The sequence below is a fragment of the Peribacillus sp. NPDC096448 genome, assembly GCF_044762675.1.
Lineage (GTDB): Bacteria > Bacillota > Bacilli > Bacillales > DSM-1321 > Peribacillus > Peribacillus frigoritolerans_B.
On the sequence record NZ_JBIWEU010000005.1, the window covers coordinates 242694 to 265864 of the forward strand.

The 23171-nt window shown below is 39.9% G+C and carries 23 protein-coding genes and 1 pseudogene; 6 read left to right on the forward strand and 18 right to left on the reverse strand.

The genetic code is table 11. The features are described from left to right. Positions 1-82: 82 nt before the first annotated feature. From ACIQ0C_RS11355 to ACIQ0C_RS11365, 3 genes are all read right to left on the reverse strand, one after another. Positions 83-1372: an ABC transporter substrate-binding protein gene (locus ACIQ0C_RS11355; RefSeq protein ID WP_403059836.1), complete on the reverse strand. Its 1290-nt coding sequence runs from the start codon at positions 1370-1372 to the stop codon at positions 83-85. 359 nt (positions 1373-1731) lie between these two features. Next, positions 1732-1917 carry a hypothetical protein gene (locus ACIQ0C_RS11360; protein ID WP_034305959.1) on the reverse strand — a complete coding sequence of 62 codons (186 nt, stop codon included), beginning with the start codon at positions 1915-1917 and terminating at the stop codon, positions 1732-1734. Between the two features lie 152 nt (positions 1918-2069). After that, positions 2070-2909, reverse strand: a complete 840-nt coding sequence (locus ACIQ0C_RS11365) for a YitT family protein (protein ID WP_402838624.1) — start codon at positions 2907-2909, stop codon at positions 2070-2072. 420 nt (positions 2910-3329) lie between these two features. Between ACIQ0C_RS11365 and bioF the strand changes: the two genes are divergently transcribed. The 3 genes from bioF to bioC are packed head-to-tail and all read left to right on the forward strand — an operon-like array spanning position 3330 to position 6086. Next, positions 3330-4529 carry an 8-amino-7-oxononanoate synthase gene (bioF, locus tag ACIQ0C_RS11370; protein WP_403059839.1) on the forward strand — a complete coding sequence of 400 codons (1200 nt, stop codon included), beginning with the start codon at positions 3330-3332 and terminating at the stop codon, positions 4527-4529. Next, positions 4526-5275, forward strand: a complete 750-nt coding sequence (locus tag ACIQ0C_RS11375; RefSeq protein WP_403059842.1) for an alpha/beta fold hydrolase — start codon at positions 4526-4528, stop codon at positions 5273-5275. The genes bioF and ACIQ0C_RS11375 overlap by 4 nt, the downstream gene beginning before the upstream one ends. After that, positions 5265-6086 (forward strand): malonyl-ACP O-methyltransferase BioC, encoded by an 822-nt coding sequence (gene bioC / locus ACIQ0C_RS11380; RefSeq protein WP_403059845.1) that lies wholly within the window; start codon positions 5265-5267, stop codon positions 6084-6086. Before ACIQ0C_RS11375 ends, bioC begins: the two co-directional genes overlap by 11 nt. Positions 6087-6262: 176 nt before the next feature. Here the strand turns inward: bioC and ACIQ0C_RS11385 are convergent, their stop codons facing one another. The 4 genes from ACIQ0C_RS11385 to ACIQ0C_RS11400 all read right to left on the reverse strand — a co-directional run bounded on the left by ACIQ0C_RS11385 (position 6263) and on the right by ACIQ0C_RS11400 (position 10196). Next, complete coding sequence (locus tag ACIQ0C_RS11385; RefSeq protein ID WP_403059848.1) at positions 6263-6940, reverse strand: ABC transporter ATP-binding protein; 678 nt, start codon at positions 6938-6940, stop codon at positions 6263-6265. Then, entirely contained in the window at positions 6937-8043 is a 1107-nt protein-coding gene (locus ACIQ0C_RS11390) for an ABC transporter permease (protein ID WP_403060002.1), read from the reverse strand. The genes ACIQ0C_RS11385 and ACIQ0C_RS11390 overlap by 4 nt, the downstream gene beginning before the upstream one ends. Before the next feature lie 99 nt (positions 8044-8142). Further along, positions 8143-9522, reverse strand: a complete 1380-nt coding sequence (locus ACIQ0C_RS11395) for a sensor histidine kinase (protein WP_403059851.1) — start codon at positions 9520-9522, stop codon at positions 8143-8145. Further along, positions 9519-10196 carry a response regulator transcription factor gene (locus tag ACIQ0C_RS11400; RefSeq protein ID WP_403059854.1) on the reverse strand — a complete coding sequence of 226 codons (678 nt, stop codon included), beginning with the start codon at positions 10194-10196 and terminating at the stop codon, positions 9519-9521. The genes ACIQ0C_RS11395 and ACIQ0C_RS11400 overlap by 4 nt, the downstream gene beginning before the upstream one ends. A gap of 302 nt (positions 10197-10498) precedes the next feature. Here ACIQ0C_RS11400 and ACIQ0C_RS11405 point away from each other — a divergent pair, with 302 nt between their 5' ends. Continuing rightward, positions 10499-11755: a DUF445 domain-containing protein gene (locus ACIQ0C_RS11405; RefSeq protein ID WP_403059857.1), complete on the forward strand. Its 1257-nt coding sequence runs from the start codon at positions 10499-10501 to the stop codon at positions 11753-11755. Positions 11756-11984: 229 nt separating this feature from the next. On the opposite strand, the gene ACIQ0C_RS11410 is transcribed toward ACIQ0C_RS11405, so the two are convergent. The 11 genes and pseudogenes from ACIQ0C_RS11410 to ACIQ0C_RS11460 all read right to left on the reverse strand — a co-directional run bounded on the left by ACIQ0C_RS11410 (position 11985) and on the right by ACIQ0C_RS11460 (position 20119). Next, entirely contained in the window at positions 11985-12176 is a 192-nt protein-coding gene (locus tag ACIQ0C_RS11410; protein ID WP_403059860.1) for a hypothetical protein, read from the reverse strand. 132 nt (positions 12177-12308) lie between these two features. After that, a complete protein-coding gene (locus ACIQ0C_RS11415; RefSeq protein WP_403059863.1) occupies positions 12309-12704 on the reverse strand; it encodes a hypothetical protein in 396 nt (131 codons plus the stop codon). A gap of 24 nt (positions 12705-12728) precedes the next feature. Then, positions 12729-13004: a hypothetical protein gene (locus tag ACIQ0C_RS11420; protein WP_403059866.1), complete on the reverse strand. Its 276-nt coding sequence runs from the start codon at positions 13002-13004 to the stop codon at positions 12729-12731. A gap of 108 nt (positions 13005-13112) precedes the next feature. Continuing rightward, entirely contained in the window at positions 13113-13502 is a 390-nt protein-coding gene (locus tag ACIQ0C_RS11425) for a hypothetical protein (RefSeq protein ID WP_403059869.1), read from the reverse strand. Between the two features lie 208 nt (positions 13503-13710). Further along, positions 13711-14676, reverse strand: a pseudogene (locus tag ACIQ0C_RS11430) (ADP-ribosylglycohydrolase family protein). 311 nt (positions 14677-14987) lie between these two features. Continuing rightward, on the reverse strand, positions 14988-15218 hold the full coding sequence (locus ACIQ0C_RS11435) for a hypothetical protein (RefSeq protein ID WP_403059872.1): 231 nt from the start codon (positions 15216-15218) through the stop codon (positions 14988-14990). Position 15219: 1 nt separating this feature from the next. Further along, positions 15220-15642: a hypothetical protein gene (locus tag ACIQ0C_RS11440; RefSeq protein WP_403059875.1), complete on the reverse strand. Its 423-nt coding sequence runs from the start codon at positions 15640-15642 to the stop codon at positions 15220-15222. Beyond that, positions 15642-17768, reverse strand: a complete 2127-nt coding sequence (locus ACIQ0C_RS11445; RefSeq protein ID WP_403059878.1) for a ribonuclease YeeF family protein — start codon at positions 17766-17768, stop codon at positions 15642-15644. The genes ACIQ0C_RS11440 and ACIQ0C_RS11445 overlap by 1 nt, the downstream gene beginning before the upstream one ends. Further along, positions 17765-18055, reverse strand: coding sequence for a YwqI/YxiC family protein (locus tag ACIQ0C_RS11450; protein WP_342605511.1), 291 nt, complete (start codon positions 18053-18055; stop codon positions 17765-17767). Before ACIQ0C_RS11450 ends, ACIQ0C_RS11445 begins: the two co-directional genes overlap by 4 nt. Further along, on the reverse strand, positions 18055-18480 hold the full coding sequence (locus ACIQ0C_RS11455; RefSeq protein WP_260398000.1) for a DUF5082 domain-containing protein: 426 nt from the start codon (positions 18478-18480) through the stop codon (positions 18055-18057). Before ACIQ0C_RS11455 ends, ACIQ0C_RS11450 begins: the two co-directional genes overlap by 1 nt. A 235-nt stretch (positions 18481-18715) precedes the next feature. Then, positions 18716-20119 carry a M28 family peptidase gene (locus ACIQ0C_RS11460; protein ID WP_403059883.1) on the reverse strand — a complete coding sequence of 468 codons (1404 nt, stop codon included), beginning with the start codon at positions 20117-20119 and terminating at the stop codon, positions 18716-18718. Positions 20120-20390: 271 nt separating this feature from the next. Here ACIQ0C_RS11460 and ACIQ0C_RS11465 point away from each other — a divergent pair, with 271 nt between their 5' ends. Further along, positions 20391-21539, forward strand: coding sequence for an iron-containing alcohol dehydrogenase (locus tag ACIQ0C_RS11465; RefSeq protein WP_403059886.1), 1149 nt, complete (start codon positions 20391-20393; stop codon positions 21537-21539). Between the two features lie 12 nt (positions 21540-21551). Beyond that, positions 21552-23171 carry a GAF domain-containing sensor histidine kinase gene (locus tag ACIQ0C_RS11470; RefSeq protein ID WP_403059889.1) on the forward strand — a complete coding sequence of 540 codons (1620 nt, stop codon included), beginning with the start codon at positions 21552-21554 and terminating at the stop codon, positions 23169-23171.

The following is a 23171-nucleotide window of genomic DNA, read 5'->3' on the forward strand; positions in this document are numbered from 1 at the left end:
TCCCTTTGCGACTTTTCTATAATAAGGAACAACCAATCGACACACTTTTCATGCCGATTGGTCACTTGCATTTCCCCACCACTTATTTGCTATGAATCTTCTCCCAATTTTCAATGTTCTGTTGGACAAGTTCCTCCCAAGTCAATTTACCAGTAACGTATTTTTGGACACTTGCTCCAAGATCATCATTCCAACCGACCGGATATCCATTAAACACCCACCCAATCGTGTTTCCTTCTTGGGAGTATTTATAAATTTCTTTTGAAATTGGATCGGCAATTTTTTCTACATCATATCCTTCATAAGCAGGAATGAATTTAAAATCTTCCAAAACGGCTTTTTTCCCTTCTTCGGATGTATACATCCAATCGAGGAACTTCTTCGCTGCTTCCTGTACCTTTTCATCCGATTTCTTGTTCACTGCCCAATAGTTCGGTACGCCGACCGGCATGCCTGCATTGTCTCCATTTGGAATCGGGATGATGCCAATTCCCTTTTCAGCCAACTCAGGGTCCATATCATAGACTGTGTTATACACCCAGTTACCTTGCTGTATGATCGCAACCTTTTCAAGTGAGAACAGCTCTTCCACTTGTTGCGAGTAATCGAGGCTTGCTGTCGGCTGGACGGAATATTCATTTTGGATATCGACCAGTTGTTTAAACTTGTCACCATCCGTGAATTTAACCGTTGGTGCCTTGCTTGCTTCTAACACATTCCCATCAAACTCCGGAGATAAGAATACATTGGATAAATGGTTTCCTGTCACCCACTTCTCTTTAACCGGATAAGCGAAAACTGCATCGATTTTCAACTTGTCTTTTTGTGAATCGATTTTCTTAACTGCCGCCTCTAAGGCTTCATAACTTGTAATTTCATCAGGATTAATTCCGGCTTCTTTAAATATCCGTTTGTTATAAATCAAGCCGTATCCTTCCTGGTTAAATGGAAGTCCAAGGACTTGCCCGTCCTCTTCCACGCCATCCAAAGTTCCGCCAAGTGCTGCAGCAGCGGCCTTCGTGTCCTTTAAATCTGTTAATCTATCTTTATATTGTTCGACATCCACGGGTCCGCCAATGTTAAAAACCGCCGGCTCCTCACCTGAAGCGAACTTTGCCGTAATGGCTGATTTATAATCATTTCCGCCGCCGACTGTCGATACCTTGATCTTCACATTTGGATTTTCTTTTTCATATTGTTTTGCCAATGTCTCGAATTGCGACTTGAATTCTACCTTGAATTGAAATATATCCAGCGTAACGACATCCTTTGAGTCGCTGTTTCCGCCAGTTGAAGAAGAGCATCCAGCCAAAATCACAATAAAAATTAATAAAACAGTAAGAATTCCCCCGTACCATTTTTTACGCCTCATGCTTACCCACTCTCCCCTTTTTCTCATAATATTCATGCAATTTTAAGAAAACGTTTGCATAAAATAAGTAAAATAAAAGCCCTTCATTCTATAAAATTCATAGTCTATCATACTTCTTTTACATCACCTCCTCACAAATACACTGCAAACGTTTACATTTATGCGCTTATATTACCACCAAATTCCATACTTTACAATAAAATTGTAGTATATTGTAAAAAAAGGATGTTGAGAACTCTCTTAATCTAATTATATGATTCAGAAACCTTTGATTATTCCTTTATCCGATTATTTATTGTACGGGCATTTTCATCCTGGCATTATACGAAAAGAAGGGAAACCCTACGGTCCCCTTCTTTTCACTTCAATATCATCTTCACATTGGAAGGACCGTATTCATCCTTCAATTCATAATATTTATCGCTTGCTTGTCCAAATTCTTTAAACACACCACTAATGATCAATTCATTCGTTTCCTTATCAACGACACTGTACTTGATATTGCTTTTCCCAAACTTTCTGTCATCCACTTTTAAAAGGATCATCTTGGACACCTCCACATTTAATGGCTGCACTCCTCAGGGTGTGTGGCTTCTTCCTTACATAATATAACAAATTATTCGGAATTTACAGATTTTTTCAATACAAAATAAAAAAGCCTATTAGGCCTTTTCATTTCGCCAATACCTTATTCACATCATGACTTCGAGATATCCAGGAATCCTTCACCAAATACGTCCCGAACGTCATGTATGGCTATAAAAGCATTGCTATCGGTTGACTGCACTATCCTCTTTAACTTCAGTACCTCTTGCTTACTTATAACGATATATAAAATATCCTTGGATGCTTTTGTATAGTATCCATGACCGCTAAAAACAGTGACCCCCCGGTCCATCAATTCGGTTACTTGTTTTGCAATCTGGTCCGCTTCTTTTGAAATGATGGTGATCGCTTTTTTCGGGTTCAATCCCTCAATGATGAATTCCATCGTTTTTGTTCCAATATAAAGCATTAGTATAGTGAGCATCAGACCTTCTGCACCAATGATGAAATAAGATGAGAACGCAACGATTAAATCGAAAAACAGAAGTCCGTAGCTTAAGCTCCACCCCAAATACTTATTCGTAATTCGGGCAAGGATCGTCGTACCGGCAGTAGTGCCTCCAACACGAATGATCATGCCAATTCCTGCACCGGCAAAAACCCCGCCAAATATCGCATTGATGACCAATTCATCTGAAGATATCGTCCAATTTTCGGTTAAATGAAGGAAAAGTGAATTGAATGCAACGGCTACGATTGTATATACCGTTGTCATTTTCGACAAATATTTATAACCGACGATAAGCAGGAAAGCGTTAATGATCAAACTTAACAGCCCTGGTGACCATTCAAAAAGATAAAATAAAATGATGGTTATCCCCGTGACCCCTCCCTCGCCAAGTTCATTGGGAATGACGAAAAGATTTATTGCCAAAGCGAAAATAAAAGCTCCTATTAATATAAAGAAAACATCTAAAGAAATCTTTTTCATATTTATACCCTTCCTTTATGTAATGGTTAATGTGAATTGGTTAATTTCACTGCTCTATAGTAACATGGAATTCCATTTAATCCTTCAAAGATTTGAAGGTTTAACAAAAAGACTACCTTGGAAATTAGATTCTCTTCAATGAACGAGCTTAATACATACAAAGGCACTGATTTTCACTAAGCTATTAGCTTAACAAAACCGCTTCCCGGTTAAACCTTTTTTATGGTTAGCTACATGTTCCTGGCTTGGATCTAAATAACCAACAAGCTTTTTTCGACCCTTGATTTCTCCCAGATTAATGGATTATTAATTTGTTCTCATGCCCCTTTTCAACCTTGACAGTTTCATTGAGTCAGAATTAGAATGTTTTATATGTTAACCTATACTAATTTTAGTTAACATATAAAAAGGAGAATGGCCATGCACAGTGAAAAACAATTACCTTGTTGGGAAGAAAAAATAAAAAAAGAACTGGCTCATTTAGAAGAGATTTCTCAAAAGCGTGAACTCGTATCAACCGGATGTGCCGAACAGCCTTGGCTTACGATCAACGGGTGCAGGATGCTTAATCTAGCTTCTAATAACTATTTAGGATATGCAGGAGATGAGCGGCTGAAAAAGGCTATGGTTGATGCAGTACATACATATGGTGCAGGAGCAACGGCTTCACGTTTAATTGTTGGCAATCATCCTCTTTACGAGCAAGCGGAACAAGCTCTTGTCAATTGGAAGAAGGCCGAAGCAGGACTGATCATCAACAGTGGATATAACGCGAACCTTGGAATTATCTCAACCCTGCTGTCGCGGAACGATATTATTTATAGCGATAAATTGAATCATGCAAGCATTGTAGATGGAGCTCTTTTAAGCCGTGCAAAGCATATACGCTATCGGCATAATGATTTAGCTCATTTAGAAGCATTTTTAAAAAAATCACCGATTGAAGCACGTAAATTAATCGTGACGGATACGGTCTTCAGCATGGATGGTGACTTCGCTTTTCTTGAAGACCTTGTTCGGTTAAAGGAACGTTATAACGCACTGTTAATGACAGATGAAGCACACGGAAGCGGCATCTACGGTGAAAACGGTGAAGGCTATGCCAGTCATCTCCATCTTCAAAATAAAATTGATATCCAAATGGGAACATTCAGTAAAGCGCTCGGTTCATTCGGGGCCTATGTTGTCGGAAAAAAATGGCTCATCGACTATTTAAAGAATCGCATGCGCGGATTCATTTATTCAACTGCACTTCCCCCGGCCATACTCGGTGCTATAAAAACAGCGATTGCACTTGTACAGCAAGAACCAGAACGCCGCTCATTGCTCCGAACACATTCAGAACAATTTAGAAAAGAACTCACATATAACGGATTTAATATTTGCGGAAGCCGCTCACAAATTGTTCCTATCGTCATCGGGGAAAACGAAAAAACGATGGAATTTGCAGCACGTTTACAAAAAGAAGGAATTGCGGCCATTGCTGTGAGGCCGCCGACCGTTCCTGAAAATGAAGCAAGAATCCGGTTTACCGTAACAGCTCTTCACGATAAAAAAGATCTTGATTGGGCAGTTGAAAAAGTTTCGATCATTGGAAAAGAAATGGGTGTTATTGAATGAAACGGCCGAATTTAGTCATGCTTCCAGGCTGGGGAATGGAAAAAGATGCGTTTCAACCGTTAATCAAACCGCTGTCAGAAGCTTTTTACCTTTCATTTATAGACTGGAGAGATATGAAGGCACTAAATGACTTTGATGAACGGGTCATAGACACAATCGCTTCCATCGATGGTCCTGTTTATTTACTGGGCTGGTCATTAGGATCACTAGTATCACTTGAACTTTCAAGTTCGTTTCGAGAAAAAATAAAAGGTTTTATCCTTTTTGGCGCAACAAGTCGGTTCACTACAGGAGAAAATTATTCATTTGGCTGGAATCCACGAATGGTCGAGCGCATGAAGAAACAACTGCAGCGCAATAAAGAGAAGACTTTGACTTCTTTCTATGAAGCAATGTTTTCCGATGCTGAAAAAGAAGCAGGTTTTTATCATCAATTCATCAAGACAATTCAACACGAGTTTCATGGCGATGATGTGTTTTCACTTCTGGTTGGTTTGGATTATTTACTTCAGAAAGATGCTCGAGCAAGACTAGACCGGATTGAATCCCCCTTTTTAATGCTTCATGGGAGGGAAGACAACATTTGTCCACTTGAAGCCTCATCTTTCATTAAAGAGAATTTGGGTGGGAAAGCCGAGGTTCGTATTATCGAAGGGGCTGGTCATATTCCATTTTTCACAAAACCACAGGAATGTATGGAGCATATAAAAACATTTATTCAAAAGGAGTACGTTCATGATAGATAAACGATTGTTAAGCAAGCGGTTCAGTGAACACGCGAAAACATATGATGCGTATGCCAATGTTCAAAAAAACATGGCAAAGCAATTAGTGGATTTGCTTCCTCAAAAAAACACCAATCATAAAATCAATATTCTTGAAATCGGCTGCGGCACCGGTTACTTAACCAGGTTACTCGTCAAAACATTTCCTAATGCCGCTATTACGGCTGTTGATTTGGCACCAGGAATGGTTGAAGTGGCAAAAGGAATGACAAAGGAAGACCGTGTTACATTTTTATGTACGGACATCGAAGAAATGGCGCTAAATGAAAATTACGACTTGATTATTTCCAATGCAACATTTCAATGGCTGAATGATCTTCCTGCAACCCTTGAAAAACTTTGTACACGATTAACGGCTGAAGGAAGCCTGATATTTTCAACGTTCGGAATAGATACCTTTCAAGAGCTTCATCGGTCATATGAACATGCGAAAGAAAAGCTTCAACTATCCATGGATAGTTCACCAGGCCAAATGTTTTACACTCTGGAAGAATTATCCCAAGTTTGTGAAGCGGCAATCCCCTATCCAGCAGCAGTTCCAATCGAGATAACAAAAATAGAAAAGCTTGAACTGGAGTACTTTCAGACAGTACGTGAATTTTTCACTTCTATTAAAAAGATTGGCGCAGCTAACAGCAACAAAGAAAACTACTGCCAGCGCCCATCCTTTTTTCGAGAGTTAATGAACATATACGAAGCAGAATACCGAAACGAATCAGGTGTGAAAGCAACCTATCACTGTTTGTTCTTAAAGATGGAAAAGCATGATTGATCCGAAGATAAGCATTTGGGATACAAGCAAAATATTATACATAATTGCAGACCGTTCTTATATAGTAACGACTATTTCAGGCGCTTACTGTCAATTAGCCAGGTTCCCAGTCAAGCAATTCATGCCGCGCCTCTCCTAACTCCTTTGGAGAGGCGGCGGCCATTTTACGTATAACTTCATCCAAATACCTTGCCATCCGTAATATTGACCACTCGATCACATAAATCCAACATTCTTTCATCGTGCGTCACCATGATGGCTGCTTTATTTCTTGATTTCACTTCATGTGCAAGCATTTCAACAACATCCCTGCCTCTTTTGGAATCAAGACTTGCGGTCGGTTCATCCGCTAAAATGATTTCTGGATCATTCATCAGCGAACGGGCGATGGCTACACGCTGCCGTTCACCGCCCGACAGTGCTTCCGGAAAGTGGCCAGCCCGGTGTCCAAGTCCAAGGTGGCTAAGCAATTCGTCCGCTTTTTTAACAGTTGTTTTATCTCGCTTGCCAATCAGTTCAGAAAGTAGCAGAAGCTGATCTCGTACGGAGAGATATGGCACAAGATTCGACGATTGGAATACAAACCCGATCTTTTCAAGGCGCACTCGAGTCAATTCTTTTGGGGATAGTATGGTAATATCCTCGCCATTCAGCCTTAGGCGGCCTTTGCTCGGGGATAGTAACGCACCTGCTATTGATAGGAAAGTACTTTTTCCTGAGCCTGAAGGACCCACGATGGCGACGAATTCCCCCGCTCTCACATTCAGGGAAATATCATCAAGGGCTATAACCTTATTATCACCTTCCCCATAAATCTTACTGACGTTTTCAAATGATAATTTATCCCCCATCATGATACCCTCCCTATTGCTTCGATCGCATCTATCTTAGCTACTCGGTATAGTGATAGCAGCGAACCCAATACGGATACTACCAAAAGTAACACGGAGTATTTAATGACCAAATCGTTACTCAATTCAAAAGGCATTCCTTCTGGCATGATTAAAGTGACGCCATATGTCAGGGCAACACTGATGGCTATGCATGTCACGGCAAGCAGCATTACTTGACCAACGATGCTTTTTGCCAGGTAGCCAGTATTGGCCCCGAGTGCTTTAAGGACTCCAAATTGATTCGTCTTCTGCAAGGTAATCACATAAAAGAATACAGCCAAAACGAAAGCTGCGATGACAAACAAGAATGCAATCATCATCGTCAACGTACCCTGTTCCTCTTTGAACCCTGGTATACTCTGAAGTGATTCTTCTTTCGAAATGAGCGTTAGTCCTTCAGGCAATGATTCACGTACATTCACTTCTGCCTTCGAATCCATTTGCAAGGCTATTGTGCTGATTGAGTCTTTCCCGTGATTTTTCAATCCAGGATTAATCTCCTGCCACCCCTTAACATTCATGTACACTACAGGTGAATGGCTATAAGACTGCTTTTCAGTAAAACCAACAATGGTAAAAACCTTACCAGATAGGTCATCTTTAAGTGAATCACCCAATTTATAACCGACTTCTTTTAAAGAACGATCTGCAACGACTTCGCCTTGTTTCTTATTGTCATAGCTCGTTCCTTCTATGAGCTTCGGTGCTAAAATCCCACTGGCATCAGTCGCAAAAATCGTGACATCCGTTTTCTCCGAAGAGCCGACTTTATTCAATGTGATCATCATTTGCCCAAGTCCTTCGGCTGCTTTAACATCCGATGAAGCCCGGATTTCATCCAGCTTTTCCATCGATATGATCGATCGGTTCAATTTATTTTTAGAGTCATGCTCCATAACGAAATAGTCGGCCTTCATGTTTTGTATGGATGAAGCATTATCTGAAGAAAGTCCATTAGCTAATCCTGAAATGATAAAGACAAGCAAAGCGACCAATACCATGATCAGTCCAATCAGCAGATAACGTAATTTTGAATGCTTTAGTTCACGTATTGCCAAAAACATCATTTCATCTCCCATTCCTTTTGTTTACCGATCAAGTCTTGCTTGAATCGGTATGACCCGATTGTAAACAATCAATATGAATGGAAGATGAACAACTGATTACATAAGGGGCAGCCGTACATAAAAAGTGGTCCCTTTACCAAGTTCGCTTTGAACTTCGATCGTTCCCCCATGAAGTTCAACCGTCTTCTTCGTAATCGAAAGTCCTAATCCGCTTCCGGTTTCACTCCTATTCCTCACTTTGTCGACTTTATAAAAGCGATCAAGGATATAAGGGAGGTCTTCTTCTGGAATTCCGATGCCCGTATCCGCGATCATCACTTCAACAGTACTGCCTATTCTTTTAATCCGAATATCGATTGAACTGCCGCTTTCCGAGTATTTAATGCTGTTGGTTATCAAATTCGTCCAAACTTGATTTAACAGTTTTTCATCTGCAGAAATGACGGTTGACGGCAAATCCATTTCGATCACCATATCCTTTTCCCGCCAATTCCATTCCAGCATGAACAACACCTGCCGGATTTGCTGCGCTAAATCAAACTTTGACCGCTGCAGCGGTTCATCTACTTTATCCAACGAAGCAAGCATGAGCAGCTGTTTGCTTAACGACGACATGCGCCTGCTTTCTTTTTCAATGATAGACAAGTACTGATTTCTTTGTTCTTTTGTTAATTCCTCCGATTGAAGGGTTTGGGAAAAACCTTGGATCGATGCAAGCGGAGATTGAATTTCGTGAGATACATTCGATACGAACTCCTGCCTCATATCATCCAACCGCTGTATGCTTTGAGTCATTTTCGAGAAATGCTGTGCCAAGTCCCCTATTTCATCGCTTCGGGAGACATTCAATTCACTACTATAATCCCCATCGGCGATTCTTTTTGTAGCCTCCGTTAATTTCGTAATCGGCTTAACGATGAAATGCGTGTTAATGATCACAAATAAAAAACTGAGAAGGAGCGTCAGTACAAGCAAAACTGCAAGGAAAAAGCGAAATTCGCCAAACTGCAGCTCTATATTCGGCCTTACAAACAATGCATGCTTTTCGCCATTCACTTTCATCGGGACCCCAATGCTGTTAATTAATACATCTTCAAAAAACCCCGTAATAAATAACCCATTATTATAATTGGCGATCCCTTGATAGGTCTTCCCATTCAAAACTCCGGAAATCGTGTCGCGATCCAAGCTCGTATCCCGAAACGGCTCACCATATAAAGTTCCTTCACCTTGCTTATTAAATAGATACATTTGATAGTGCAATCCTGCAACATGGTTTAAATACGTATCAATATCCTGATCAGGATTCTCCTCATATAAGGAGACGATCTCACTTGCGACTTTGCTTATCTTCTCACCATTGTAGGGTTTTTGAACCTGGTGATAATAAACATTGGAAATTAAAAAAGCGATGACACTGGCAAGCACCATGATCAAAATGGTTTGAATAACTATCCTGAAATAGAGTGTTTTCACTTCTTGTTGACCTCCAGTTTATAACCTAAGCCACGGACAGTCGTTATAACAAAATCATCGGACCGCCCGGCAAAACGTTCCCTTAACCGTTTAATATGGACATCAACCGTTCGATCATCCCCTGCAAAGTCAGCACCCCACACAAGTTCGATAAGCTGCTCACGCGTAAAGACATGATCAGGAAAACTCCCCAGCTGAGCCAGCAGCTCAAATTCCTTAAGCGGCAGGAGCAGGGTATTCCCCTTTATTCGCACTTCGTAACTTTTACGGTCAATCACCGTTTGATTCAATGAGATGGATTCAGAATTCACCATACGGTACCTTCGCAATAGCGCTTTTATCCGAAATAGAAGTTCCCTTGGCTCAAACGGCTTTACGAGGTAATCATCCGTACCCGCAAAATAGCCCTTTTCCTTATCGATAAGTTGATCTTTAGCTGTCAATAAAATGACCGGCAGATCATATTGATCGCGGATTTCCTTACAAAGATCCAGTCCGTTTTTATACGGCATCATAATATCGACAACAGCCAGATGGATCCGTTCCTTCACCAGTAGCAAGGAAGCTTCATTCCCGTCCTTCGCTTCCGATACCATGTACCCTTCCTTTTCCAAGTGGAATTTAAGCAACTCCCGAATATGCCGATCATCATCCGCAATTAAAATATGTATCAAAGAAACCACATCTCCACTTCTTTTATAGGCTCTGGCTAAACATACAATAGCAATAATTAAACCTGTAAAACAACAAATCTAATTCATTTTCCGGTTCCTTATAAATTAGCTTTCCAATAATTTCGATTCATATTGAAATGCATTTTTTAAAGTTTCATTACTTAATAAGTGATTTTCCCATTCCCCAATAAATGAACTTACTGTCTTTGTTGGGAGTATTTTTTTGAACTACCTGCTATACTACTACTAGATAAAAGTAAGGCATTAAACATATAGATGAATTTTAAGGATGAGAGAATATAATGTCACCAAAAATAAAATCGTCAAGAAAAATAGCTAGATATTCACTAATTATCATGGGGGCGGGTTATATTGCAACCACTCCATTTCAAGGTACGTTGCCGCTGGATTTATTACATGGAGGGTTTGAGGCTGGTTTAGTCGGCGGATTGGCAGATTGGTTTGCAGTCACTGCATTATTCCGCCATCCACTTGGTTTACCAATCCCCCATACAGCGCTTTTGCCCAACAATCGTAAAAGAATGACAAATGCACTTGTTTCGATGCTAAAAAACGACTGGCTTTCTAAGGAAAGCATTCAGGACAAAGTAAAACATATTCCTTTTACTGAAAAATTGATCCCTATTTTAGTAAAAGAGATTCAAAGTGATACTTTTAGAAAAGTCCTGATTAAACTGATCAAGCAAATGGTTGGTTATATAGATATAGAAAAGGTTACACCTTTCGTTACAAAAAAAATTAAAGCATCACTTTCTAACATAGACATGGACAAGATTCTGCATTTAGTAAGTTCAGAGTTACTTAACGAAGAGTTTGATAAGAAGGCTTTGGATCATGTTTTGAAAAAAGCGGAAGATTGGTTAGGGAAAAAAGAAACCAGTCATCGACTTGGCACTGTTTCCATGGATGTACTCAGCAAGATTGAACTGGAAGGTATGCTTCAGTTTGCCATTAAATCCATTCAAAGTCTACTTAACGAAGAGAAACTTGGGAATATCATCCAAAACCTGTTATTAAGTGTCGTAAATAATTTACAAAACGAGAAAGAACCAAATAGAGAAGCTTTAATCTTATATATCCGGAAAGAGATACAAGGCATTAACCATAACCGGGAACTGTTGGAAGGAGTTGAAAAATGGAAAAATCAACTTCTGACAAAATGGGAGCCTGAGGCGACAATAGAGGGAAGCCTAAAACAAATTCAACAAGAAGCATTGGATTTCGTCGAAGATGAACATTTCATGGATACTTACCTTACGCCACTGATTCATCATATACTGGACAATATTAAGGAAAATAGCATCCACATCGATAACTGGATACAGAAACAAATTACTGTTCTCATTGAAAAAAATCATACGCAAATCGGCAATCTTGTACAAGAAAACTTAGATAAGCTAGACAATGAAACGCTGATTGATATGATGGAAAATGGTGTAGGAAAAGACTTACAATGGATTCGGGTGAACGGGGCGGTCTGTGGTTTTATCATAGGGCTTATCCTAACAGGTGTACAGGCTCTGCTTAAGCTGTTATAATCCAGGCACCTTCGGCCGGTTTGGTAATGGCATTATACTATTGTTACTAAATCAACTGGCGCTGATTCGTTTTTCTGAAAATGTAGGGATAAACAAAAGGCCAGCCAAGGTTTTCATGAAACACCTCGGCTAGCCTTCCCATTTTCATATTCACGTGTTTACATCAATGGACTTAGATTACAGGTACACATATAAATCAAAATTCCACTTAAAGCAGGGCTTCAATTAACTAAGGGTTGGATTGCTGATCACTAAGCCAGTCATCAATATGATCCAAATTAAAAATCAGCAAATTATTGATGGGTCTGAGGTGGGGTATCTTTTTATTTAATATTAGATCATTGATTTCCTCTTCGGTAATTGGATAATTTACCGACTCAAGGTACATTATTAAACGCTTTATACCATAGGCTTTCCTCATTTAATCACCTCCCACCAAATTCTCCTTATTCAACATAAAGAAAACTTAGTGCTAGATATTAAATGAAAGACCGCTTAATTCTTAATACCCACTTTTTTGATGAAATAACCGCTTTTACTTTATGTAGGCGCTTTAAATCAGAAAATTAATTAATGTATAAGGTTTCCTTTCTTCGATTATCTCCACTTCATCCCATTCCACAGATTTTGAGTACATAAATTTATCTGTTCGTTCAAACCCCATCTTTTTAGCAAGTTCAGTGTTTGTTGTAGCCAACAATACTTTTCCGGTTTTTCTTTCTTCAGAAGCTGAAAACTTCTCTCCCTTATATACTCCCTTTGAATTTATCTTAAATAAATCTACCTCTTCTACAGAAACATTTTTTATATAGATATTTTCATCTAAATGTTTGAAACCTTGAGTTAGATCAGCATATTTATTACTTATTAACCTTATAGACTTATCTTTCAGTAGACTAAAACTATACTCGCTACCATTATGTATTGCATACTTTCCTTTTCTTATCATAGGTTCCTCCATTTTCAAACTTTATCAAGCATGGAATAATTCTCTATTTAATTTTTCGGCTTTATGTAATTCTCCTAATAACGGATTTTGATAGTCATTATAACTATCCATATAAGCCCTTACGCCGCCAATAATATTTAATTCCCTTATATCTTCATTACACTCCATTACATCCAATGCATTCTTATATCTAATATATATAAGTTGAAAAACGCCGCTAGTAATTTCATTACTATAATCTTTTTCAAGATTATTTATCACAACTTTTAATTGATCGATTAACTGCTTTTTCTTATCCATTTCATCTTCCTATCTACTCGCCTATAAAGGAAACCTTTAACAAAACAGTTCCAAAGCTCATTAGAGGGGATAGTGCAATAAATATTAATCGAGTTTGAAATGGGGAAATTAATCTAATGAATAAGGTTTCCTCTCCTCGATTATTTTCACTTCATCCCATTCCACAGATTTGGAGTACATATATTTATCTGTCCGTTCAAACCCCATCCTTTTAGCAAGTTTAGTGTTTGTTGTAGCCAACAATACATTTCCAGTTCTTCTTTCTTCAGATGCTGGAAACACCTCTCCTTTATATACAGCATAGGGATTAATAGAATATAATTCTTTAACTTCACTTACACCTACCATTTTCGTGTAAATATTATTTTTGTAATAAGTAAAGCCATTGTCCATATCTTTTTTATCATTGCTAATTAATTCAATAGCTTCCACTGTATCAGACTCTATGAATCTATACTCTCTCCCATTATAGATCGTATACTCACCTTTTCTTATCATTTTCCCACTCCATTATTTAATTTTCCATCACCAATAATAAACTGCTTCGCTTCCCGTTTAACATAGCATAATCTGTCCTCAGAACATAAAAAAACCCTATAAAGGACTTTTATAGGGCGTTTCTTATGTTTATATGAGGGGTTTTACTTCAATCCCCATACTCTTCTTTAATTGCTTTATCTGCACAAAATCTATGGAATTGCTCAATTTATTTATCAATATCTTCTTTTCTTGTGATTTTCTCAAGCCATTCTTTAGGAATGTCGTCCATTTTTTTATAGTACATAACTGCCATTGTCCCTGTAATGGCACCTACTGTATCCGTATCATCCCCTAGATTCACTGCTTTTAAAACGGCATCGCTAAACGAATTTGAATTTCCTAAGCACCAAATGGCTGCTTCCAACGTATGAACGACATAACCATCTGACTGAATTTCTTCATGTGGTAATGAAAAGAAATCTTCCTCAAAAATCCTTGAATAGGATTGCAGCTCTTTTTAGTATATATGATCTTTATCAAAATTCTCATCAAAAAGTTCTTTTATTTCCCTTTTTGAAACTTCAGGAGAATTATTATAATAAAGTCTAAGTAAAAACTCGACATAAATAATGGAACCTACCACAGAACGCGGATGAGAATGTGTAACTTCCGTATATTTTTTAATGGTTTGGATTTTTTCAATGAAATTAAAGTTATTAAAAAGGATAAATGCCACGGGAGCGATCCTCATCAACGCCCCATTCCCATTATCAAACATGGCATTTCCGCCACATTCTGGTGCCGGGGATCCATTTCTAAACTTGATTATGGCTTCACTGGTCGTTCTGCCAATATCGAACATTTCATGATGTGGTGTCCAATAACCAGATTCCATATACTGAACGAATTTTTGCATGAGCTCCGCTGAATCGCTTTTTTCAATTAAGTTTTCAATTAAACATAAAGTTAACGAAGTATCATCCGACCAGGTGCCTGGCGGCTGATTATAGGTTCCATATCCCGATATATCATTAATAGTGAAAGTCCCTCTTTTTTTAAATTCAACAGGAACACCCAGCATGTCTCCGATAATACCGCCATACATACTCGGTAATAATCTTTTCTTAATGGCTAAACTCATAAAAATCTTGTTATCGTCTTCCCATCTGTCTACCATTCTTCTGCCTGTCATTCTTTACACCTACTTTTTGTTTAAGTACCATTTTGTCATCCTTCAATACTCCTTGCTTAATTCAATGTACTACTGATTGATTAAGGTAACACTTTGGTTTTATAAAAACTAACACCTATACTATAGGTTTTTTTCCTTTTATAAAAAAACCTTGAATGGCTTTAGCCACTCAAGGTTTCATTTTATTCTAGCAAAATACGGTTTTCATTTTCAAAAATCTTAACTATGTTACCACGGCATGCAATGGTTTTGCTGCTTTGGTTAAGTAGTCTGGCATCCAAATTATATGAATCGCCTATAATTCTACTTCCCTATTTTCCAATCGTTATCATATATAAAAATTTAAAAATTCGATCCTCGTTACCCTTTACGATAATTGAAAAATTTTGTCTTTCATCCACATTATACAATATCCAATTTCCATCTTCAAAGTAACAACCTGTTGAAATTGGTACATTAGTTTTTTTTCCAATAACAATATTGAGTTCTTGTAAATCTACACCTAACTCTTTTATCTTATTTTCATATTCATTTCGTGTCATTTTACCTTTGGAAATATAGTATGCTGATTCCTGCATCACTGGACCGCGGATCATACCATTGGGTAATCTTACCCCATTCAAATACATTTTCAGACAATATCCCCTCAGGATAACCAATTTGCTCTGTAAGCCATTCGCCATGCTGAGATAGTTTTTCTTCATAGTCCCATTGGTTAATGGATGGATCACTAACCTTTAAACGTATTCCCTTTATTATATTATTCTCAAAAGAAATTCTAACAGAAAATCTTTTGCTTCCCAACTGTATGGGCCTTAAGGAACCAACTGTTGCTTTATCAGGCTGCCTCTTCCTAACCTCAAAATTAGAATTTGTTGCTAATGACTTCTCAAAAAAATCTAATTTTGTATCTTGGTTAACTTCAATTCCTTCTATTGTCAATGTTCCGTTATTCAAATTATTCATTAACGAATCCCCATTTCAAATAAATCAGCATTTTCTATCGCTTCATTAATTTCATCCATTTCAGCTTTAGTTAATTCAAAGTTTTTCAATTTAATAACATTTGAATCTTCTGCTATCTCTACAAAAGTCTTACTGATTGTTTCGTAGATGTATTTACCACTTTCATCTTTTTGTTGTAACAATGTTGGATTAAACTCTATTCCATTTCCTCTTAATTTTTGCTTAGTCACATCTTCCAGCACAGGATTTACTTTTCCTTCCCTAAGTAAATCTTCAAAATCAGGTGTGAATATTTGCTCTAAACCGCCTGATCCAAATTGAGGATTAGCATCTGTCATACCTCTAGCTGATGGTAAATCATCCATTAATTCGAATTGGATGACCTGAAATTTATAATCTCCCGTTCCATCATCAAATTCTCTAGGATTAACTTGAACACCTTGAAATAATTTTTTTGAATCTCCGTCTACACTATCTAAAACCTCTTTTGTAAAACAATAACCTGTTGGTCTTGGATATCCAGCAAATAAGATTGTGCCTTTTTTCAAAATAATATCCTCATATGTATCTATACCAAAGTAAGGATTAGATCCCTGCCATAACCTTGCTCTCTGTGAAGGTTGAAGAATGGTCTTATTTTTTAAAGTAGCTTCCTCTATTACACTCCATTTTAAATTTTCCAGTTCCCTTATCGTGATATTCGGCTTAACTTCCTTTAAAACTTTTTCAACAACTTCTCCATCGAGCATTACCTTAGTTCCTATAGAATTTTGTTTCTTAATTACATACTTTAATACGTCTTCAACAGGTTTAGGATTTGGATGTTTCGCTATTTCCTTAGCATATTTTCTTACTACTTTATTTTCCTTTAATAAGTCAGTAGTTTGATAGAGTGCATTCTTAGCCTGTAAATGATCCACATACCTAGCAGCACCTGCCACACCGCCGATTCCGATTGCCATTAACAGCCCGTTCTGGCGCTGTTCCTCGGTCAGCTGGTTGCCGAACATATCTTTGCCTGTGGCCGCTTCACCGAGGCCGTTGGCTGCGAGGAGCCCGTATATCCCGTATTCGGTTTTCTGGAGGAGGCTAAAGCCTTTTGTCGTTTTATAGGCATCGAGCGCGTGGTTCGCTGCGTTGAGTCCTTTGGCCGTTTTGTAGATGGCGCTGCCGCCTTTGATGGCCCGTCCTGCCCAGCCGACGACGGGGATGAATCCAGCGGCTGCCATGGCGCCGGCGGCGATTCGTTCGGCATCGGACAGCTTGCGCCCTGTTACTGGATCGACTCCGGTTGAGGCCCTGATTGAATCATAATATCCCGTGAATTCCCCTGTAAAGGTTTTTGTCGTATCCCAGGCTTTTTCGTACCATGGGCGGTTTTCGAGTTCTTCCATTTCTTGTTCGATTTTCCGGGCTTCGGCTTGCTGCTTTTTGAAGGTCTGATAATCTTTCATCTGACCGGCGACTTCATCCTTCACTTGATAGACGTCACTGCTCTTGAAGGCCGATTGATTGAATGTCATCGGCGATACGTTGCCGTCCTGTTTGGTGGCATCAAGCAAGGCACGGAAGAGGCCAACGGCCACGTTTTCCTGCCCAATGGACACATCATATTCCTCGACCAATTGCCTGTCCACATTCTCGACCTTTGTCACGGTGTCATCCAGTCTATGCCCGGCCAGCGTGATTTTTTCATTAAAGTCCTTTTGGTCGAACATATCAAGAGGCAGAATATCGTCAATGCTGTCGAGGATCCTTTGAAGATCGTTCGCTTGTTGATCGACAAGCGACTTCGCTTGGTTGATGCCGTTTGAGACTTCGCCATCTAAAAAGGGAACCTCGACCACCGTATTTCCGGAGAGGTCCGCCTCTTCCAGACTGGCCGGAATGCCTTCCAAAAAACTGATCTGGGTCGTGAATAGTTCCATCCAGGCGTCCGCCACCTCAATTTGCGCTTCATAGAAGCTTTTGATGGCGGTAGCACCGGCTCCCTGAAACTCGTTATCCAGGCCGACAATGCCCTGAAATTCCTTTTTCAGGGCTGAGACTTCCTTCTTTAGTTCTTCATATTGCTTGGCGCGCGACTTGGTTGCGGCCGTCAATGTCTCGGCTTCATATATTTTCATCGCGTAGGATACCCATGTGAAGACGCATGGGCGATGGCTTCATCCTGTTCTTTTAATAAGTCAATGTTGGCACGGGTATCTTCCACATTTTTCTGGACGATTTTGATATATTGTTCAAAGACCTTCTCCAGGTTCGTTTCCCGGTCGATCCATTTCGAAGTGAATTCCAATTTATTGCTGCCAAGCTCGCCTGCCGGCAAATTTCCAAGCGTGACTGTACCAAGTGCCGTCTTCACCTGATCGACTTGCTTCATTACGGCAGGATGATTCAGTTTGATTGTCGTCATTAAAACAACCACCCTTTTAAATATGATATTTTGCTTTCCAATTGATCTATGACGGCTTCCCCTTTACCTAAAAGAACATCCGCCTCATGTGCTATGGTTCCTGCTGCACTCAGAGCCTTTTTTTCTATATTAAGCATCATGATTTTACCGTCGATTTTCTCTTGATAGTCGTCATAATCATCATGAATGATCGTTGACATTGCCTTATATGCATCACTGCGGGCATCTTGAAAGTCTTCTGCACGGTTTCCCGTCCAGCTTTTTGCCAAATCCGGATTTTTAATTTTAGCAATTTCCCCCAGACAAGCATTCTGTTCGTCTTTGATTTGTCTTTTTGCCTGCTCCAAACGATTGATTTTTTCATTCACATCGGACATTTTGCTGGAGAGGGCTGAGTGAATTTCACTCAATGAATTTGCATACACTTAAAAAATCACCTCAAACATACTATTCTCATTATGTAGACTGTCATATTTTTCATAATTTTTATTATAAGGATTATAGTCTTAGAGTTAAATAGGGATAAATAAGCTATTTATGCTACCGATTTAGGAAATCCTTCCCATAGGCATCAATTCCGGATTAGACTTATTACCCCTTCTTTTCCATTTTTAAACATAAAAAGAGGATGCAGGCTGCACCCTCTAAATATTTACTGCATTATCTGAATTCCTTTTCATTAAATAAATGCGGTACTTTCACCTTTTTCCCTTTGTTATGATTGAGATCAGGTTTTTTAGTTTCGATTTTAGCTTGGTCATAGACGGCGGTGCCGACAATTCCAGCTACATCTTGAAGCTTTTCTTTTGAGATTTTATCAATGGTATCATCAGGAGTATGATACCAAGGTTCTGTAGGACTGTGGATGAATAAGGCAGCGGGTATTCCTGCCTCAGCAAAGGATACATGGTCACTTCTCCCGCCTTGTCCATATGGAGTCGGCTCGCCATTCAGTCTTGTACTTGATGCCTGGGCCAGCTCGGTTACAAGGTTCATTTCTCCATCATTAGTCAAAATGACCAAATCCCCGGCATCCCTGCTTCCCACCATATCCAGATTGAAATTAGCAATGGTCCGCTTGATATCATCATCAGGAAGATTGCTCACATAATGCTGTGAACCCAACAATCCATTTTCCTCCGCCCCAAAGGTGACGAAGCGAATTTCCGTATCTGTAGGAAGATTCTTCAGAACACGTGCAAGTTCAAGGGTGACGGATGTTCCTGATGCATCATCATTCGCTCCGGGTGCCCCCGCGACGGAATCATGATGTCCAGTAATATAAATGATATCGCTCTTTTTTGCTTTATTGTTCTTTGTTGCTTTTTTAGTTGAAACTACGTTATAAGAGGTTTTTTCTCCGGAATGGGCTCCTTCGATTTTTAATGATGCTGTCAATTTGACTCCAGCATTCAATTTTTCCAAAAGGGCTTCTCCATCCTTCTTGGTGATCGTGACGGATGGAATATACTTGTCATTATCCTCTCCGAGTGTCCCGTTTAATTCCCCATCTGCATTATTGAATAGGATGACTCCCGATGCCCCTTTTTCCGCTGCATTCAATACTTTCTCTGCAAAAGTGAGGCTCCCTCTTTGTATTAGGGCAATCTTCCCTGCAACATCGGTTTCCTCAAGCTCTTCCTTCGTTCCTAAACCGGCATATACCACTTCACCGGATAGATCCCCATTAACTGAATAGGTTAAATGGTTCGCTTGGATTTCCCCATCAAATCCAGCAACGGACAGCTCGACCAGATTTGGGTCTGTATAAGATAAAAATTTGAACTCTTCAATATCGGCTTTATAGCCATAAGATTGAAATTGCTTTTTGATGAATTGGACGGCTTTATACTCAGAATCCGTACCAGCCACCCGAGGTGTTTGTGAGAGGTATTCAATATTCTTGTAGATTTTATCGGCATCGATTCTTTTAATGACATGCTTGTCCGTGGATGGTGCAGATAGCACCGGCGATGAATGTGGCGCTGCTAAAGCGGTGGTTGTCCCGGCTGTCCCGAGTGTCAATGCTGCGATCAAGGTTACTGTTAGAAATTGTTTTTTCATAGATTGCCTCCCAGTTTAATAGATTTCTCCATAATTTTACAATATATAGATAATACTAACTAGGTAGGTTTATCCCTATTCATACATGTCTAAAGTAACGAAATTACAAATTAAAGAAGTTATCAGGAGTTTTGACTCATGCCGAAAGTTCTCTATCAATCGATATTTTGTCATATTATATAAAAATACCTGGAAACCAAACAGGATTTTCGCTCTTTTTCGGGAAAATAATACAGAAGAGATAGAATTTTCACAGGGAGAAGGCGCAAAAATGTCGATAACTAAATTCGTGATGCCGGAAGTGATTTTTGGAAAAGGTTCGATTGAACAAGCTGGCGAGGCCTGCTTGCGGCTGGGCGCCAAAAAGGCGCTGATAGTAAGCGACTCAGGGGTGGCCAATGCCGGCTGGTTAGATATAGTCATTAAATCCTGCCAAGATGCAGGCCTTGCTTTTGCTACCTTCATTGAAATGACGACCAATCCGAAGGACAGGGAGATCGAAGCCGGCTGTTTGGCATTTAAAGAACAAGAATGTGATGCCATCATCGGTTTGGGCGGAGGCAGTGCTTTGGATGTCGCCAAAGGGGTTGCCCTTTTAGTAACGAATGGCGGCATCATCAGTGATTATGAAGGTGTTGATAAAGTCCACTCTCCCCTCCCGCCCATGGTGATGATCATGACCACGGCAGGATCGGGTTCGGAAGTATCACAGTTTTCGGTGATCGTCGATTCATTCCGCGAAAAAAAAATGACGATCATTTCAAAATCACTCGTCCCCGATATTGCAATAGTCGACCCTGGTACCTTGACCACCTTGGAACCGGATTTGACCGCAGCTACGGGAATGGATGTTTTGACCCACGCCATTGAATCCTATGTTTCACTCGCGGCGACACCAATGACAGATGTACAAGCTAAAAACGCGCTTTTCATCGTTTCCCGCCACTTACGCCCCTCTGTTGCCTCCAGGCATAATGAGGAAGCAAAAAAAGCGATGGCGATGGCGAGCCTGCAGGCTGGACTGGCTTTTTCCAATGCCATTTTGGGAGCTGCCCATGCCATTTCACATGCCCTAGGCGGCAAGTACCTCCTTCCGCATGGTGAAATCAATGCGATACTCCTTCCCCATGTCATGGATTTCAATCGAATTGCCTCACCAAGGCGATTCAGCGAGATTGCAGGCATCATGGGCATCGATACACGGGCATTGACGGAGCAGCAAGCAGGAATGGCAGCCATTCACTTCGTAAGGGAATTATCCCAGGATATAGGGGCTCCCAAGAGTTTAAGTGATGTCGGCATTACGAAAGAAATGATAGATTCGATAGGGATGACCGCTCTTGAGGATGCCTGCATGATCACAAACCCTCGTGATATGTCATTGGAACAGATTAATCAGCTGCTTCTTACAGCCCTTTAAGAGGTGAAAAGCATGAACAAACTTGAAATGATAGATTTAATGACAGGCGTTAAATCTTCAAAGAAGACGTATTATACGGAACTTAAGAAAACCGTGGATCAGCTGAAGAAGAAGAATATGCAGCTTGAAATCATGAATGACATCACAAAAAATATGAATATGGACATCGACATCCAAGAGATTCTCCGAAATGTTATTGCAAAACTTAAGCAGCTCATTACCTTCGATGACAGTCATTTTGTCATATTGTATGAGGAAGAACCTGCCCTGCTTCACATCTGCCCTAATGGTCACTGCGAACTTGAAATGGATTCCAAAAACTTGTTACACCCTTTTCAGGATTTCTCATCCGCCCTGAAAGAAAAGCAGCCGATTCAGGTGGAAGTTAACCAGTTACCGGACTTCCCGGAAAAGGAACGTCTATTATCCCTTGAGATCGAATCACTTCTATTAGTCCCTTTATACGGAAAAAGTAAAAAAATCGGAATTTGGACTTTCGGCAGGAAGAAAAAGAAAACATGGCATGAAGATGAACTCGAATTTCTTGAGCAACTATCCAACCAGCTTGCGTTAACTTTGGAGAATGCCCAGCTTTATAAGGAAGTTCTTCATTCAAAACAGGAGTGGGAGGATACATTCAAGGCAGTTGAAGATATGATCATCGTCTTCGATCACAAAGGAACGGTTTATCAATCCAATGATTCAGCCAGGGACTTTTCCGAGCTGGTTCCTTTAATTGAAAAATCGCAAAATCTGATTACAGATACCTTTTCATTTAATAAGCCAGGGTTTCAGGAAATTCTCCTTCAGCATGATACCATCTTGGAAATGCATGCTTACCCGATTCAGAATAAGGAGCAACAAGTATATGGGGTCATTGCTTATTATAAAAATGTCACCGAAAGAAGACAGATGGAAGTCCAGCTATTGCATGCCGGTAAACTTGGGGCGATTGGTGAAATGGCAGCAGGGATTGCCCATGAATTGAATAGCCCATTAACGGCCATTCTAGGTAACTCGCAAATTTTAATGCGGAAAACCCCTCAGGACAATCTGGATTATATGCTATTGAACGATATCAGGATTTGCGGGGACCGATGCAGGCAAATAGTAAAAAGCCTGCTTACCTTCTCAAGGCAGGATGAGTATAGATTCCACTATTACTCTATTAACGAAGCCATTCACCAGGTCCTGAACCTTTTGAAGTTCCAGCTTGGGAAGAAGCAGATCTCCCTCCATCTTACCCTTCAGGAAGACCTTCCTTACATAAAGGGCAGCCAGCCGCAGATAGAACAGATCATCATCAACTTGCTATTGAATGCCAAGGACGCATTGGATGAGTCCGCCCAAACGGAAAAATCGATTGCAATCACTACCTATTCAGAAAACAAGTTCATGGTGGTTCAGGTGACTGATAACGGAACGGGGATTGAAAAAGAACGCCTGCCCTTCATATTCCATCCCTTCCATACGACTAAAGACCGTGAAAAAGGTACAGGCTTGGGGCTGTCTGTAAGCCTTGGCATTGCCAAAGACCATGGCGGAAAGATCGACGTTTTGAGCACACCAGGACAAGGAAGCACTTTTTTCCTGAGGCTTCCCTTACAAGCAGAAGAGGAAAGGGGACGATAA